The following is a 16,664-nucleotide window of genomic DNA, read 5'->3' as shown; positions in this document are numbered from 1 at the left end:
GTATTACCCGATTGCATTACGTTGCGCAAAGGAGAAAAGTTCCATCAGCGATTTGCAGTTGAGCTTTTCCATTAAGCGGCTTTTATAGGTGCTCACGGTTTTATTACTGATGCACATTTCCGAAGCGATTTTCATATTGTCATCACCGTTCAGAATATAGCGCATCACTTTAATTTCCTGGCTCGAGAGCGACTGCAACATTTCCTGTTCAGACGAAAGACTGCCCATAAACGTCTGCAATGATAACGGGAAATAGCTGTAACCATTTTGCGCCGCGTGTACCGCCGCAATAATATTGGTCATGCCCTCTTTCTTGCTGATAAAAGCATTTGCGCCCGCGTCGGCGCTGCGTTTGCCATAAAACAGATCGTTCTTGGCGGAGACCACAATAATAATCCGGCTGAACGCCTGCTTGCGAAGCTTTTCCACCACTTCAATACCGCTCATCACCGGAATATCCACATCGACAATCACCAGATCCGGGCTGTGTTCGCCGACAAGCTGCAACGCCTGCGCGCCGTCACCGGCTTCCGCGACGACAGTGATCCCTTCATTTTCCAGCAAGTTTTTAATAGCCATACGAGCCAGCGGATGATCGTCAACGATGACAGCATTTAACTTATTGGTTTTACTCATCTTAGCTCCTTATTAAAGACATTTTCAGGTTCCCGGCCCACCCGCTTTCGCGCACAGAACAACGCGCATCCCAATGACAGATGGCGTAATTATAACGTGCTGCGGAAAAATGAACGTGTTTCGGCGCTAATTATAATGCACCGTATTGAAGGGAAATCAGAAGGATTAATTCTACTGTCTGCACATTTTTATTTCCATGAGCATTAAGACTAATAGTATCACGCAATGCAAAAGCGTGTTCGTCTGAACTCAATTCGTTCAGGAAAGGTTTAAAAATTCTCAAACGAAATATTTTACTGATTGTTTTTAAAGAGAAATAATTTTTCAACCGGCCGCATGGACTTCACGTGTAGGATATTCCCTGCAAAAGTTTCCGATGTGTCTCCTGTATTTCATCCGCACCGGTGATTAATCTGACTGAATATTCTTAACACCTCCTGTTTAGAAAGAATGGATGAACTTTCTTATGGAAGAACTTCACGGCATGGTCGCTAATATCGGCAGGGAACGTCCGAACCCCAAAATAAAAAAACGAATGCTTTTCGTCATTGTTATTATCGTTCCGTATTTTATTTGCAGCCTCGGGCAGGACTTTTCATTACGTAAAATGCCCGGCACCAGCGACGCTTACATTACAGGAAATCCGGTCACCCTTTCCTCAGAGATAAACGGACGGGTGGCGGTCGTTATACAAACCAACAGCGACCGCGTGCGCAAAGGCGATATTCTCCTGCACATGGAGAGTTCCGGCGAAATACTCCGCTATAAAAAGGCCGAAGAAACGCTGCTGGAAACGGAAAAAGAAACCCGGGAACGCTACACCGCCGACGGCCAGAATAACGCTCATATCCTGAATGCCCAGATGACCTATCAGCAGGCGCTGATTGACTACAACCGCCGGTTACAGTCAAAAGGCCCTGCGGCGATTTCCAGAGATGACCTCCGGCAAGCCCTCAGAAACGTCAACAACAGCAAAGCGTCGCTGGATGCGGCAATCGTGCAATACCGCCGGAATTTACGGGTGCTGCGTGAGACGGATATGGCCCGGCAAAAACTGATTTTGCAGGCCAGAGATGCCGTACAGAAAGCCGGTGTAGCGCTGGATCGCACGACGATCCGCAGCCCGGTCACCGGTTATGTTGCGCAAAGAAACGTGCATTCCGGCTTAACCGTCATCCCCGGACAAACACTGCTGACTATCGTGCCCGCCGATCAGATGTGGATAAACGCCAACTTCACCGTCGCACAGCTTTCCGGCGTTATCGTTGGACAGAAAGCGGCAATTGTGACGGAAATGTACGGCAATAACGTGGTTTTCGAGGGACAGGTCGAAGGATGGGATGACGACGCCGACACTGCGATTTCCGCCCTCAACAGCGCCGGAAAGTGGATTGCCGACGTACAAAAAATCCCGGTGCGCATTTCCATTAACCCGATGCAAATGAGCCAGTATCCGCTGCGGATCGGCATCTCTTCAAAAGTGAAACTGCTCGACGGGCATTCCAGGAATGCGTTGTTTGCGATGGTCAGAAAAGGAATAAATGTGCTGCGGGCGTTCAGGCGGTATGGGGTGGACTGAGGGTGATGTGGTGGAAATGCGTCGGAATAACATCGGCTTATGCCGCAAAGGTGCATCGCAAACCGCACCTTGCTTTGATACAGACAAAAGGATCACCTCTGGTCATAAAAAGAAGGAAAAAGAGTCTGTTATGAATAATAATAGGTCCCGAAACAGGTTATGGAAAAAGTCAGCATTCATGCTGGATATTCCGTGATGGCTCGGCAGTAGCCAGCCTTTTATGAATACAAAAGGACTTTTAGTGATGGATACTTTATTAGATTTCTCTTTCAGAGACTTAATTGCCTTTATTATCCCAGCCGTTATTGGATTAATAATATTCACCAAGAGACGTAAAAGAAACCAGATCACAGCAAACTATGTCCTGGCCTGTTTTTTTATCGCTATCGGGTCATTCTGCGAAGTATTCGATACCATTTATACGACATATTCCTACAGACACAACGAGCTGTATAACAACGATAGATTCACAACTGTTTTTAATTATGATTTCTCGAATATTATTTTTTTTGCAATTGTCATGACTGTTGCCATTGTTCTATTCTTTCAGGAATTACGTCTGCGTAAAAGTGTTCGATAAGACCAAAATTGACGGCGGTGATGTAGCTGAAGCGACCTGTTTAGGTAAATTATACGATTCGCCAATGATAAATAATATTGAGATATTGCCAATAGTACCTTCTGACCTTGAGCAGTTTATCGCAGAAAATCTCACAAAAAAACCCACGCTCACACGTGGGTTTTTCCTTTTATCACAATGCCGTTATTAACGTTCCCGCATCGCTTCGTTCATTTTGTTCAGCGGTTTCAGCAGATAATCGAGGATGCTTTTATTGCCGGTTTTGATATCCACCGTGGCGATCATGCCGGGGAAGATATAGAACTTCTCTTTGTGTTTGTTTTCCAGATAGTTGGCGTGCGTTTTGATGTTGACGCGGTAATAGTACACATCGCGGCGGACTTCATCCTGGATAGTGTCCGGGGAAATCGTCGTGACTTCGCCGTCAAAACTGCCGTAGATGGAATAATCATAGGCGGTGATTTTCACCTTGGCTTTCTGACCGGGGTGGATAAACGCCACGTCGCGCGGGGAGATTTGCGCTTCCACCAGCATCTGGTCGTCAATCGGCACCAGCGTCATCAGTTTGCCATTGGGCGGAATCACGCCGCCGACGGTGTTGACGTCGATATTTTTGACGATGCCTTTCACCGGCGAGAAGAATTCCAGGCGGTTCAGTGAGTCTTTACGCCCCAGAATCACTGAGCGCTGCGCCTCGATCTCCGCATTGGCCTTGGCGAGTTCCTCACCGGCACGCACGTTGTATTGCGTTTCCAGGTCAGTCGCTTTGCTTTCCATTTCGTTAATCTGACGTTGCAGACGCAGCACTTCCACGTCGCTGGCCGCGCCCTGTTTGACCAGTGGCGTGGTCATTGAAAGCTCGCGGCGGATAAGCGATACGCCCTGCTTCAGGCCGGAAAGTTGTTTCTCCAGGCTGTTACGGCTGGAGTTGTACAGCTCGGTTTCTGATTTCACCAGCTCCGGTTCGTCATCCAGCTCTGCCGGGAACGTCAGCGGCGTATTGTTGATCTGCGCCGTCAGTCGCGCCGCCGTCGCCAGCGCGGCATGCAAACGCGCCACGCTTTCCTGTACGCCGGATTCGGTTTTGGTGCGATCCAGCTGCGCCAGCCGTTGCCCGCGTTCCACCACTTGCCCTTCCTGCACATCGATGGTGTGCACGATGCCGCCTTCCAGCGACTGAACAATCTGTTCGTGCGACGACGGGATCACTTTGCCGGTGCCGGTCGTGACTTCATCGAGCGTGTAAAAATTCGCCCACAGGAAGAAACACAAAAGCATCAGCGATACCGACCAGACCAGAATGGTCGAGCGCGGCAGGGATTTTTCAGCCCGCTGACGGGTCGTGAGTTTAGGCTTTTTCATTATGATGCCTCCTTGCTTGTCGCCGGTTTTGCGGTGGCGGCAGCGGTCTGTCCTTTCGGCCTGAAGTGTTTGTTCAGGATCTCATCCTTATTACCGTCGAGCGAAATGCGCCCGTTATCCATGACGATAATGCGATCCACCAGTTGCAGCAGCGCCAGACGGTGCGTGGCAATAATCAGCGTTTTGTCTTTGCCCCAGGTAGATAACTGGGAAATCAGGTTCCATTCGGAAATCTCGTCCAGCCACGCGGTGGGCTCATCGAGCAGCAAAACCTGCGGCTGCGTGATGATGTTACGCGCCAGCAACAGCGCCTGACGTTGCCCGCCGGAAAGCCCGACGCCGCCTTCGTGAATGAGGAAGTTCAGGCCGTCCTCTTTTTGCTGAACAAACGCCAGCGCGCCGCTGATCACCAGCGCTTCATGGATCTCTTCGTCCGTCGCCTGCGGGCGTCCCATGGTGATATTTTCATGCACCGAGCCGAAGAACAGACGCGCGTGCTGGTTGTGCAGCGCCACGTCGCGGCGTAAATCTGCCGGGTCGATCTGTTTGATGTTGACGTTATCGAGCACCACCTGCCCTTGCTGAACCTGTTGCATGCCCGCCAGCACTTGCAGGAGCGTCGATTTACCTGCGCCGTTTTTGCCGAGGATGGCAATCTTTTCGCCCGGTTTGATATTCAGGCGTGAAATCGCCAGATTCACCGCTTTGGCTTCTTCGTCGTAATAAAACACCGCGTCACTGAGCGCGTATTCACCGGCGATCTGCGCCTTGTGAACCATTTTCTGGCCATTTTCCTGATCAATCGGGCGTTGCATCAGTTCATCCAGCCCTTTACGCGCAACCTTCGCCTGCTGCCAGCGCGACAGCACGCCGGAAATCTGCGCCAGCGGCGCAATGGTGCGGGATGCCAGAATGGTCGTACCGACCAGCGCACCGGTGGTCATGTCGCCCTTCATCACCAGATAGCAACCCACCAGCAGCACGACGGCGTAGACAATCGACTGCACTTCCTGCGTCCAGGTCATCAGCAGGCTGGTCAGAAAACGCTGACGCATGCTGATTTCGGCGGACACTTCGTTGCAGTGGTTCCACTGGTTCTGGAAGCGCTGCTCGGCGCGCATCAGTTTGATGTCTTCGAGCGATTCAACCGCTTCCACCAGTGAGGCATTACGCACCGCCGATTCGCGCATCCCTTCGTTGGCCAGTTTCGCCAGCGGTCTCTGAATCAGGATGCCGGGGATCAGCAGCAAAGGCAGCGCCAGTAACACCACAAACACCAGCGGGCCGCCGATCATCCACAGAATCACGGTGAACAGCAGGAAGAATGGCAGATCCGACAGCGCGCTGAGCGTGGTCGAAGTGATCAGCTCACGCACGGATTCCAGTTCGCGGATTTGCGAAATAAAGGAACCGGTGGATTTCGAGCGCGCGCTGTTTTTAATGCGCAGCGCACGGCCAAAGACGCGGTCGGAAATGCGCAAATCGGCGCGTTTCCCTACCACGTCAGAAATATGGACGCGCACCATGCGCATCACGAATTCAAAGGTAATCGCCAGCATCACGCCGCCGAAAAGTACCCATAAGGTCGGGACGGACTGCGACGGCACCACGCGGTCGTAAACCTGCATGGAAAACAACATGCCCGCCAGCGCCAGCACGTTGGCAATCATTGAGGCCAGCATGATGTCGCTGTAACGACGCCAGTCTTTCAGCGCCAGATCCCAGAACCAGTTTTTCTTGTACGGCTTGATGTAGTTATCAACGCGCGCATCGGGAATGCTGTGCAGCGGACGCAGAAGCGTGATGCTTTTCGCGCGTTCCGCCAGCTGTTCTGATGTCAGGGTGGTTTCGAGCCCCTGATCTTCGGTAAATTGCACGGCGCACTGGCCGCTGGCGTCCAGATGTGTCACCACGCCCAGCCGCCCGTTGTCGAGCGTCAGGATGAACGGCACGCTCATCGGGTCGAGATCGTTCGGGTGGAAATCACGCGTCACGCGGCCCAGCCCCAGTTTTTTTGCCATCTCATCAAGAATCACGTCTGCCGGTGCGCCCATCTCCCAGGCGACCGTGGCTTTCACGTGTTCTTCTGAGTAATCCAGCCGGTAGTGTTTCGCGATATCGAGCATGGCGCTGAGCCACGCGGTGTAGCCTTTCTCTAACATGTTGTCTTTTTTCATCATCATTCTTCCCTAAATCGTCTTTCTTCACGCTCATTCCGGAGCATAAACAGGCCATCCGGGTCCGCGGAGCAGAGGGTTTCCCCTGCTCCGCTTTCCGCTACTGATTAGCCAACAATCAGCTGATGGTTCGCCAGCAACGTCGCCAGATCGGTATGCACGTTGGTCAGCGTCGCGATGGTGGTCATCGACTGTGCTGAACCGCTGCCATCCATATCAATCTTGATGACGGTGTTGTTGCCTTCGGTCGTCACCGACAGGTAATCGGTGATATTGCCCGCCGAGGCGTTCAGCGTGGCCACGCCGTTGACGTAGCTTGCTGAACCGGTGCCGGTGTAACCGCCCGACTGCAACAGTTCGCTCAGATCCAGACGGTCTGAGTTCGCCGTGCCTTCCCATGTCCCGACCGTAAAGCCGTTGATGGTGTCAGAACCGTTACCGCCGGTGGCATCGGCACTGTTAATCAGCTTGTACAACAGCGTGTCGTGCCCGCCGTTGCCCAGGTTGAAAGTGTCGTTGCCGCCACGGCCTTCGAACACGTTATCGCCCGCGCTGCCGGTGATCGTATCGTCGTAGTTCGACCCGGCAATCCCTTCGATATTCCTGAAGGTTGACGTGTTGAACCCGGTGTTCTGGGCGTTACTGCTGCTCAGATCCACGGTGATCCCGCTGGTGGCATTGCGGAAATCGACGATGTCCTCACCGCCGGTGGCACTCCATGTCGCATGGTCTGACGAGGTGTTCCAGCCGCCGGAGCCGTCGTACACGTAGGTGCCGTTTTCCGCGATAAACGTATCGTTGTAGCCGGTACCGGTGATCGTGCCGCTGGTGCCGCCGGTCGCTGCATCCGCCGTTAACGAGTAGCTGGTGGTGCCGTCACCCGCGGTCAGGTCATTCCAGGTTTCATTGGACGACACGCCGTTGATGTTGCGCACCAGCACCGCCGAATACGTTTCATTCGGATCCAGCCCGTAGAAGTTCACCAGCGCCGAGGCATCGTTAATCCCGATACCCGACTGGGCGTTGATGATCTGCGACGCCACCAGTTGGCCGGCAGAGTTGTATAGCTGCACGGTATTGCCGTAGAACACGTTCATCCCTTCGCCGTCGAGAATGCGCAGGTGAATGGCCGTGCCGTCAGCAATGGTGTTGTTGTTGGCGATGTACACCACTTTGCCGTTGGCCTGCGAAACCAGCAGATCCTGCGTCCCGTTCCAGTCGTAGTCGAGCGTCGCAATCCCCGTCACGTTGACCAGTGCGGAGGCAAGCTGACTGCTGGTCCAGCCGTTGCCGGTGCCGTCGTTCATGTACAGCGTGGCTTTCTGGCTGGTGGAATAGGTGCTGAACTTGATGATGTCCATATCACCGTCACCGTCCCAGTCCACGGCCGCTGACAGATACCCGCCCGATGCCGAACTGGTCGTTGCCGTTTCTACCGCCGTTGGTGTGGTGCTTAACCCGCCCGCGCCATTGTTGTAGTAAATCATGCCGCCGTAGTTGTACGCGCCGGCGGAGGTTCTCCCCGTCGAGATGTACAAGTCCATCAGGCCATCGCCGTTGAAGTCCGCCCAGGTCATCGACACTGCGGTCGTGGAGTCTGCGGAGTTCGGGACAAACACGTTAGCGATGCTTTGCGTTTCCGTCAGCGTACCGGTGCCGTTGTTGTTCACCACCGTCAGTGCGTAGACGCCATTACGGTTGGTGTGCTGCACGATATCGACCGTACCGTCGTTGTTGATATCCACGCCGGAGATTTCACGGTACGTGACACCCGCCAGACCCGCCGCGCCGTTGGTGCCGTCAGCGGTCAGAACGCCCTTGTTGTTCACCAGATAACTGCGTGAGTCACCCCCGGCATCGCCGTACGCCAGATCCACCCAACCGTCGCCGGTTTTGTCATAGGCAATCACGCCGCCGTACCAGATGGTGGTGCCGATCGCCTGCTGGCCGTAGGTGTACGTGCCGTCTGCGTTCGCGGTCCATTTACCCTGAATGCTGCCGCCGTAGTTGGTTTCCGTCGCATAAATATCGGACGTGCCGTTACGGTCGGTATCCGCCAGCGTGTAACTCACCACGATGTTGCCGCGGGTGTTAGTTAACGTGGTGCCGGAATAGCTGTTCAGGCCGGAACTGGTGTAATCCGAGATCCCGGTGACAATGTTCCACAAACCGCTGCTGTTCAGGCTGAACGCCATGGCGTTGGTGGACGTCGAACCCGCGGTAGTCGCCCAGCTGGTGTCCACGGCGGTTTCGGCATAAACAATGATGGCGCTGGTGTCGATACCTGCATCGTTCCCGTTGCCCGCACTGCTGCGCACCTGCGCCGTGACGTTATAACTTGCCAGCCCCAGCGCACCCGGAACCTGCAGGTACCAGGTATTGTTCAGCGGATCGACCACCACTGCGCCGCCCGTTTCGGACGTGTACGTCACGCCATTTACCACTACTTGAACATACATGCCTTCGCCCAGCGCTTCGGACAACGTACCGCTGATGATCGGCGTCGTATCCTGCGTGGATTCGGCCGTCACGGTGGCAATCGTGGTCGGAATCGAGGTATCCACCGTCAGGGTGAAATCGCCCGATGGCGTGGTATTCCCCGCCAGATCCTGCGCTTTCGCGACGTACACGTAAGTGCCGTCCGCCAGCGCGGAATCCGCGAAGGTCCAGGCCAGACCGACCACCGTCGCGACGCCTACAAACACACCGTTACGGTAGATCTTCAGCACTTCGCCATCGGCCAGCGCCTTGCTCAGCGTGCCGCTCAGCGTCGGTGCGGTTTCATCGGTGTAAGTGCCGGAACCGAACGATCCTTTACGGTCACCTTCGTCATCGGAATACTGAACGATGCTCGCCACCGCTTCCGGATTCAGCGTATCAATCACTACGGTCTGGCTGCTGACCGTGCCGGTGTTACCGGCCTGATCGATAACCCGAACCTGCACGTTGTAATTGCCGTCAGCAAGAACGGTGCCGGTTGCGTCATAGCTCCACGACTGCCCGTTAACCACCACGTCAGTCCAGGTCAGACCGCCGTTGAGGCTGATTTGCGCCCTTTCGTCAGTTGCCAGCGTGGCGTTCAGTGTGCCCGACATCGTCAGCGTGTTATCACTGGTGATGAAGTCGCTGGCGGAATCACCGGTATCGTTGCTGATCGCACCGATGGTGATGATTTGCGTCGGCGCCGTGGTGTCAATGGTTACCACCTGCTGCGCGGTCTGACCGACGTTTCCGGCCTGATCCACCACGCGAACCTGATACAGCGTCTGGCCGTCGGTCAGCGTGCGACCGTCGGTGTATGTCCAGGTGCTGCCGGACAGCGAGACGGTGGTCCAGGTCGCGCCGTTATCGACGCTGATCTGCACCACTTCGCCTGCGCCCAGCGCCGCGCCGATAGATCCGGTGACCGTCAGCGAGGTATCACTGGTCACAAAATCGCTGGCAGAAATGCCGGTATCGGTGCTGACGCTGTCGATGGTCACGGTTTTGCTGCTGTCCGGCGCAACGGTATCTACGGTGACCACTTTCGAGGTCACATTGCCGACGTTTCCGGCGGTATCCACCACGCGGACGTTATAGGTGTAATCCCCGTCAGTCAGCGTGCGGCCATCGGCAAACGTCCAGCCGGTGCCGATCGTGGTCGCATTCGCCCACGTCAGACCGCCGTCAACGCTCACCTGCACCACTTCATCGGCGGCCAGCGTTTTGCCCAGCGTACCGGTGACGGTCAGCGAGGTGTCGCTGGTCACAAAGTCACTGCTGCTCAGGCCGGTATCGGTGCTGATCGCATCAATAGTGATGGTTTTGCTGCTGTCCGGTGCCGTGGTATCCACGGTAACTACCTTACTTGCCGTCGCCCCGACGTTTCCGGCCAGATCGATAACGCGCAGCTGGTAGTTGTAATCACCGTCGGTCAGCGTGCGGCCGTCGATGTACGTCCAGGTCAGGCCGCTGATGCTTACGTCAGCCCAGGTATTGCCACCGTCGAGACTGATTTGCGCATATTCATCCGCACCCAGCGCCGCGCCAAGCGTGCCGCGCAGGTTGAGCGTGGTGTCGCTGGTAATAAAGTCGGTGCTGCTCAGGCCGGTATCCTGCGAAATCGCATCGATACTGATGGACTGGCTGGCGTCCGGTGCCACGGTGTCAATCACCACCGTCTGCGACGCGGAAGACCCGACGTTACCGGCGGCGTCAATCACCCGCACGGTGTAGCTGTAGCTGCCGTCTGTCAGCGCGCTTCCCTGCGCATAGTTCCAGGTGGTGCCGGTCACGGTCAGTGTGACCCAGGTCAACCCGCCATCCAGGCTGATTTGCGCAGACTCATCGTTGCCCAGAGCCGCAGAAAGCGAGCCTTTGAGCGTAATCGTGGTGTCGCTGGTCACGAAATCACTGTTGCTGCGGCCGGTGTCATCGCTCACCGAATCAATGGTGATGGTCATTGACGGTGCCGAGGTATCGACTGCAATTTCGTGCGTCGCCGTGCCGGTATTGCCGATGCTGTTGGTCACCGACGCCGTGATGGCATAGTTATCGCCATCCACCAGCGCGCTCACCGCATTGGCGCTCAGGTTCAGCGTCCAGCTCTGATCATTCTGAACCTGCGCGGTATAGCTCTGACCGTTCAGGGTCACCGTCACCGTTGAACCGGCCGGAGCCGTCGAGGTTCCGGTCACGGCCAGCGACGTGCCGTGCTCTGCGGCGTTAACCACATCGTCCGCCGCGAAGGTGTTGATGGTGATTTCCGGCACTGCGCCGTTCAGCGTGACCGATGAACCGCCCGTTGCCGGGTTGCCCGCCACATCACTGACGCTGGCGCTGACGGTGTAACTGCCGTCTGCCGCGCCGTTAAAGTCAGCCGCAGGAACGTTCACGCTCCAGGTACCGGTGGACGTCACGGTCGCGTGGTATTCGCGATTGTTGAACGTCACGGTAACAATCTGGCCCGCTTCCGCCGACGTGGTGCCGCTGATGGTCTGACCCGCCAGTTGCTCGGTGGTGTTGATAACGTCATCACCGGCAATGGTGTTAATGGTCAGCGTTGGCGCCACGGTATCCACCAGAACAGAAGTGCTGGCTGACGCCGGATTCCCCGCCACGTCGCTGACGCTGGCGCTGACCGGCAGAGAACCGTCCGGCAGCGCAGCAACGTCCGCCGCAGGGATATTCAGCGACCAGGTGCCGTTGCCATTCACGGTGGTGGTATACGTTTCATTGTTGAACGTCACGGTGACCGTCTGACCGGCCTGCGCCGTGGACGTCCCGCTGAGTGTCAGCGGCTGACCTAGCTCGACCGCGTTTAACATTCCGCTGGCCGTAACCGGGTTAATCAGCAGCGCTGGCGGCGTGGTATCGACCACCACGTTATGCGTGGCATTGGCCGGATTCCCGGTCGCATCGCTGGCGCTGGCCGTGACGCTGTAATTGCCGTCGGTGATGGCCGCCATATCGGCTGCCGGAACGCTCAGCGTCCAGTGGCCGGTGGCATCCACACTCGCGGAGTAGCTTTTTCCGTTCAGCATCACGGTCACTTCGGTACCGGAAACCAGCATATCGCTGCCGCCGGAAATCGTCAGGCTGGTGCCTTTTTCCGCCGCATTGATGATGTCGTCCTGCGCAATCGTATCGATGCTCAGGCTGACCGCGTTGGTGTTCACGGTGATCACGTGATCGCGGCTGCCGGTATTGCCCGCGCTGTCGGTAATGCTGACCGCAAACGTGGTATCGCCGGACGCCAGACCCTGGATCACGCTGGCCGGAACGCCGATGCTCCAGTTGCCGCTGGCATCCACGACGGTGCTGTAGGTGTGGCCGTCTATTACCAGCGTCACTACGTTGCCCGGCACGGTGCCGGTGCTGCCGCCGGTAATCACCTGCGCCTGCCCGTGTTCTGCGGTGTTCAGCACATCGTCGCCCGCCACGGTGTTAACCGTAACGACCGGCGCGGTGACATCCACCAGCAGCGAACCGCTGGCGCTGGCGCTGTTACCGGCAATATCGCTGACAACCGCACTGATCGCGTAAGTGCCGTCCGCCAGAGCCGAAGCTACGGAAGCCGGAACGGAGGTGCTCCAGGTGCCGTCCGCCGCCACGGTCGCGGTGTAGTTCTGGCCGTTAAGCGTAATCGTCACAATCTGACCCGCTTCAGCAGTCGAGGTCCCGCTCAGCACAACGTTTGCAGCCGCTTCCGAGCTGTTAAGCACGTTGTCACCGGCGATCACGTTAATGGTCAGCGCTGGCGCTGTCGCATCGACTTCCGCCGTATTCGCCGCGCTCGCGCTGTTGCCCGCCACGTTAGTGACACTGGCGGTTGCCGTCACGTCACCGTCTTTCAGACCGGTCATGTCGCCCGCCGGAACTTTGACGCTCCAGCTGCCGTCAGCCTGCACCTGCGCGGTGTAGTTGTGGCCCGCGAAATTCACGGTCACGGTCTGGCCTGCTTCCACGTTCTGCGTGGTGCCGGTCAGGGTGAGGTCTGCCGCTTTCTCCGCTGCATTAATGATGTCGTCAGCTGCGATGGTATCGACCGAAATCGCCACGCTGCTCAGATCAACGGTCACGTTATTGGAGATCGTCACGCTGTTGCCGGACGTATCGGAGCCGGTCACGGTGATCGCTAACTGACCCGCTGGCCAGTTAGCCACGTCCGCCGCCGGTACGGCCGCAGACCATGCGCCGTTCGCGCCGACCGTTGCGTGATAATCGATGCCGTTAACGGTCACCGTCACGCTGCTGCCCGCCGCGATATCGGTGCTGGTGCCGCTGATGATCTGGTTTTGCTGGATCTCGATGCTGTTGACGATGTCGTCGCCTGCAACCGTATCCATGCGCAGACCCGGCAGACCGGCGTCGATGCTGATCTCACGATCGCTGCTGCTGGTGTTGCCGTGCTGATTGGTCACGCTGGCGCTGATTGTCAGGTCACCGTCGCCGAAGCCTTTCAGGTCAGCCGAAGGCACGCTGACGCTCCAGCTCAGATCGCCCTGAACCGTTGCCGTGTAAGACTTGCCGCCAAGTGTAATGGTGACGATATCGCCTGCCGCCGCGTTAGTCACGGTGCCGCTCACCAGCTGATCCGCATTGATTTCCGTCGCGTTAACGATGTTATCCGTGGCGAATGCGCCGATGTTCACGGTTGGCAGTGAACTGTCGACCAGCACCACGTGCGTGGTGTTACCGGTGTTACCCGCCGCGTCAGTGCTGCTGGCGGTCAGGGTGTAATCTGCTTCACCCAGTTTTGCCACATCTGACGCCGGAACGTTCAGCGTCCACGCGCCGTTCGTGACGGTTGCGGTGTAGTTCTGGCCATTGAAGTTCAGGGTAACAACTGTGCCGTCCGCACCATCGCTGGTGCCGCTGACGGTCAGCGCTTCGCCTTTTTCGGTGGCGTTAATGACGTCATCCGCGGCGACGGTGTTAATCGTCAGAACCGGAGAAACGGTATCGACGGTAACCGCATGCGTTGCAGAGCCGTCATTACCCGCCGCGTCTTTCACGGTTGCCGTGACAGTGTAACTACCGTCGGTCATTGCGCTGACCGCAGATGCCGGAATGCCGGTGCTCCAGTTGCCCTGAGCATCCACGGCCGCCGTGTAGGTTTTGCCGTTGATCTCAATCGTCACCACGCCACCCGCCGGAACGCCGGTGCTGCTGCCGGAGATCATCAGGTTCTGCTGAAGTTCCTGCGCGTTGATCACGTCATCGCCGGAAATGGTGTTGATGGCCAGCGTTGGCGGCGTGATATCCACCAGCAAATCATGCTCAACCGTGACGCGGTTGCCCGCCACGTCGCTGACGGATGCGGTGATGGTGAACGTGCCGTCAGTGAGAATGCCCGCGTCAGCCGCCGGGATCGTCACGCTCCAGGTGCCGTCCGCCGCCACAACCGAGGTATACCCGGCTACGGTGACAATCTGGCCCGGTTCCGCCGTGGTGGTACCGCTGATAATGACGTCGGCGCTCGCTTCCGCCAGATTCAGCACGTTGTCACCGGCAATGGTGTTCATCGTGATCGTCGGCGCGAGGGTATCGACTGTCACATCCTGCGCAGCGCTGGCGCTGTTACCCGCCGTGTTGGTCACGCTGACGCTCACGGACGTGTCGCCGTCTTTCAGATTTTTCATGTCCGCAGCCGGAACGGTCAGGCTCCAGGAGCCGTCAGTCTGAACCTGCGCGGTGTAGCTGTGACCGGCGAAAATCACCGTCACATTCTGCCCGGCTTCCACGTTTTGCGTGGTGCCGCTCAGGGTCAGGTCCGCCGCTTTCTCAGCCGCATTCAGCATGTTGTCCGCAGACACCGTGTCGATAGCAATGCTGACACTGCTCAGATCCACCGTGATGGTGTTGCTGATTGTCACGCTGTTTCCGGCCTGGCTGACGCCGGTGACGGAAACGGCCAGCTCACCGGCAGGCCAGTTTGCAACGTCCGCAGCCGGAACCGGCGCAGACCAGTTGCCGTTAACGCCGACGGTGGCCTGATAATCAATTCCGTTCACTGTCACGGTGACGCTGCTGCCCGCCGCCAGCCCGTTGCTGGTGCCGCTGATGATCTGGTTTTGCTGGATTTCGATGCTGTTGACGATATCGTCGCCCGCAATCGTGCCGATGCGCAGGCCCGGAAGCGCGGCATCAATAGCGATATTGCGATCGCCGGAACCTTCATTACCGCTGACGTTAGTGACGCTGGCGGAAATGTTCAGGCTGCCGTCGCCCATCGCGGCAAGATCGGCCGCAGGAACGGTAATGCTCCAGGTGAAATCGCTCTGCACTTGCGCCGTATAGGTTTTCCCGCCGACGGTCACGGTGACCGTCTGGCCTGCTTCTGCATGGGTCACGGAACCGCTGATCACCTGATCCTGCGTCACTTCGGTCGCATTAATCACGTCATCGCCCGCTACCGTATTGATAGTGACGGAAGGATTATCAGAAGCCGTTTGCAGCCCTTTGGAAACAGAACCGGTATTGCCATTCACGTCGGTGCCGCTGACGCTGACCTGATAAAGCGCCTGCCCCAGATTCGTCAGCGCGCTGGCCGGAATATCGGCACTCCACACGCCGCCGTTCACGGTTCCCGTATAGTTCAGGCCGTTCAGCGTCACAATCACCTGCGCGCCATCCGCAAGCCCGGTCACCGTACCTGTAACGGTCAGCGTGGTCAGGGCTTCGGTGGCATTCAGCACATTATCGCCGCCCGCCATGTCATTGATAACAAAGACGGGCGCAGTGGTATTGACCACGACATTCTGGCTCGCCGAACCGGTATTTCCGGCCAGGTCGGTAACAGAGGCGGCAACGGTGTAGCTGCCGTCCGCCAGCCCGCTGACCACGTCAGCCGGAACGCCGATGCTCCACTTGCCGCTGGCATCGCTGATAGCGGAATAATTCACGCCATTAATGGTCACGGTCACGACGGTGCCGATGTCCACGCCGGTCACGGTGCCGCTGATGACCTGCGCCTGCCCGTGCTCCGTGCTGTTAATGACGTTGTCGCCCGCCACCACGTTGACCGTGACGACCGGTGCGGTCTGATCAACCTGCGCGGTGCCAGTCGCCGTCGCCAGGTTACCTGCAATATCGGTAACGCTGGCGGTCATGGTGTAAGCACCGTCGTTCAGACCGGAGAACACGGTGTTCGCGACGCTGGTGGTCCAGGTACCGTCCGCCGCAACGGTCGCGGTGAAGATTTCGGTGCCCATCACGATGGTCACCGTCTGACCCGCCTGCGCCGTTGATGTACCGCTCAGCACAACATCCGTACCGGCATTAACCGCGCTCAGCACATCGCCCGCGCTGATGCTGTTGATCGTCACGACCGGCGCAGACGCATCGACTTCCGCCGTATTCGCCGCGCTCGCGCTGTTGCCTGCCACGTTAGTGACCGTCGCCGTTGCAGTGACGTCGCCGTCTTTCAGGGAAGTCATGTCGCCCGCCGGAACCGTCACGCTCCAGCTGCCGTCTGCCTGCACCTGCGCGGTGTAATTATGCCCCGCAAAGTTAACAGTCACGGTCTGGCCTGCTTCCACGTTCTGCGTGGTGCCGGTCAGCGTCAGATCTGCCGCTTTTTCAGCTGCATTAATGATGTCGTCGGCCGCGATGGTATCGACGGAGATCGCCACGCTGCTTAAATCGACAGTCACGTTATTGGAAATCGTCACGCTGTTGCCCGATGCATCAGAGCCGGTCACGCTGATCGCTAACTGACCCGCTGGCCAGTTCGCCACATCCGCCGCCGGAACGGCCGCAGACCATGCGCCGTTCGCGCCGACCGTTGCGTGATAGTCAATCCCGTTAACGGTGACGGTCACGCTGCTGCCTGCCGCAATATCCGAGC

The 16,664-nt window shown here is 57.3% G+C and carries 5 protein-coding genes and 1 pseudogene; 1 reads left to right on the top strand and 5 read right to left on the bottom strand.

All coding sequences use genetic code 11. The annotated features are described in order from the left end of the window. Window positions 1-3 precede the first annotated feature (3 nt). Window positions 4-636 (bottom strand): acid-sensing system DNA-binding response regulator EvgA, encoded by a 633-nt coding sequence (gene evgA, locus KWG64_RS16510; RefSeq protein WP_195815008.1) that lies wholly within the window; start codon window positions 634-636, stop codon window positions 4-6. Between the two features lie 466 nt (window positions 637-1,102). On the opposite strand from evgA, the gene KWG64_RS16505 reads away from it, so the two are divergent. After that, complete coding sequence (locus KWG64_RS16505; RefSeq protein WP_218522493.1) at window positions 1,103-2,215, top strand: efflux RND transporter periplasmic adaptor subunit; 1,113 nt, start codon at window positions 1,103-1,105, stop codon at window positions 2,213-2,215. 766 nt (window positions 2,216-2,981) lie between these two features. Here KWG64_RS16505 and KWG64_RS16500 read toward each other — a convergent pair. The 4 genes and pseudogenes from KWG64_RS16500 to KWG64_RS25905 form a co-directional block, all read right to left on the bottom strand. Then, window positions 2,982-4,157 (bottom strand): HlyD family type I secretion periplasmic adaptor subunit, encoded by a 1,176-nt coding sequence (locus tag KWG64_RS16500; RefSeq protein ID WP_195815355.1) that lies wholly within the window; start codon window positions 4,155-4,157, stop codon window positions 2,982-2,984. Then, complete coding sequence (locus KWG64_RS16495) at window positions 4,157-6,334, bottom strand: type I secretion system permease/ATPase (protein ID WP_218522620.1); 2,178 nt, start codon at window positions 6,332-6,334, stop codon at window positions 4,157-4,159. The genes KWG64_RS16500 and KWG64_RS16495 overlap by 1 nt, the downstream gene beginning before the upstream one ends. A gap of 107 nt (window positions 6,335-6,441) precedes the next feature. Beyond that, on the bottom strand, window positions 6,442-14,121 hold the full coding sequence (locus KWG64_RS16490) for an Ig-like domain-containing protein (protein WP_370628709.1): 7,680 nt from the start codon (window positions 14,119-14,121) through the stop codon (window positions 6,442-6,444). After that, a pseudogene (locus KWG64_RS25905) lies at window positions 14,119-16,656 on the bottom strand (beta strand repeat-containing protein); the annotation flags it as partial. The pseudogene KWG64_RS25905 and the gene KWG64_RS16490, both read right to left, overlap by 3 nt. Window positions 16,657-16,664: the final 8 nt, after the last annotated feature.

It is taken from the genome of Rahnella sp. PD12R, assembly GCF_019200965.1.
Classification (GTDB): domain Bacteria; phylum Pseudomonadota; class Gammaproteobacteria; order Enterobacterales; family Enterobacteriaceae; genus Rahnella; species Rahnella laticis.
This window is presented reverse-complemented; position numbering and strand designations above follow the sequence as displayed.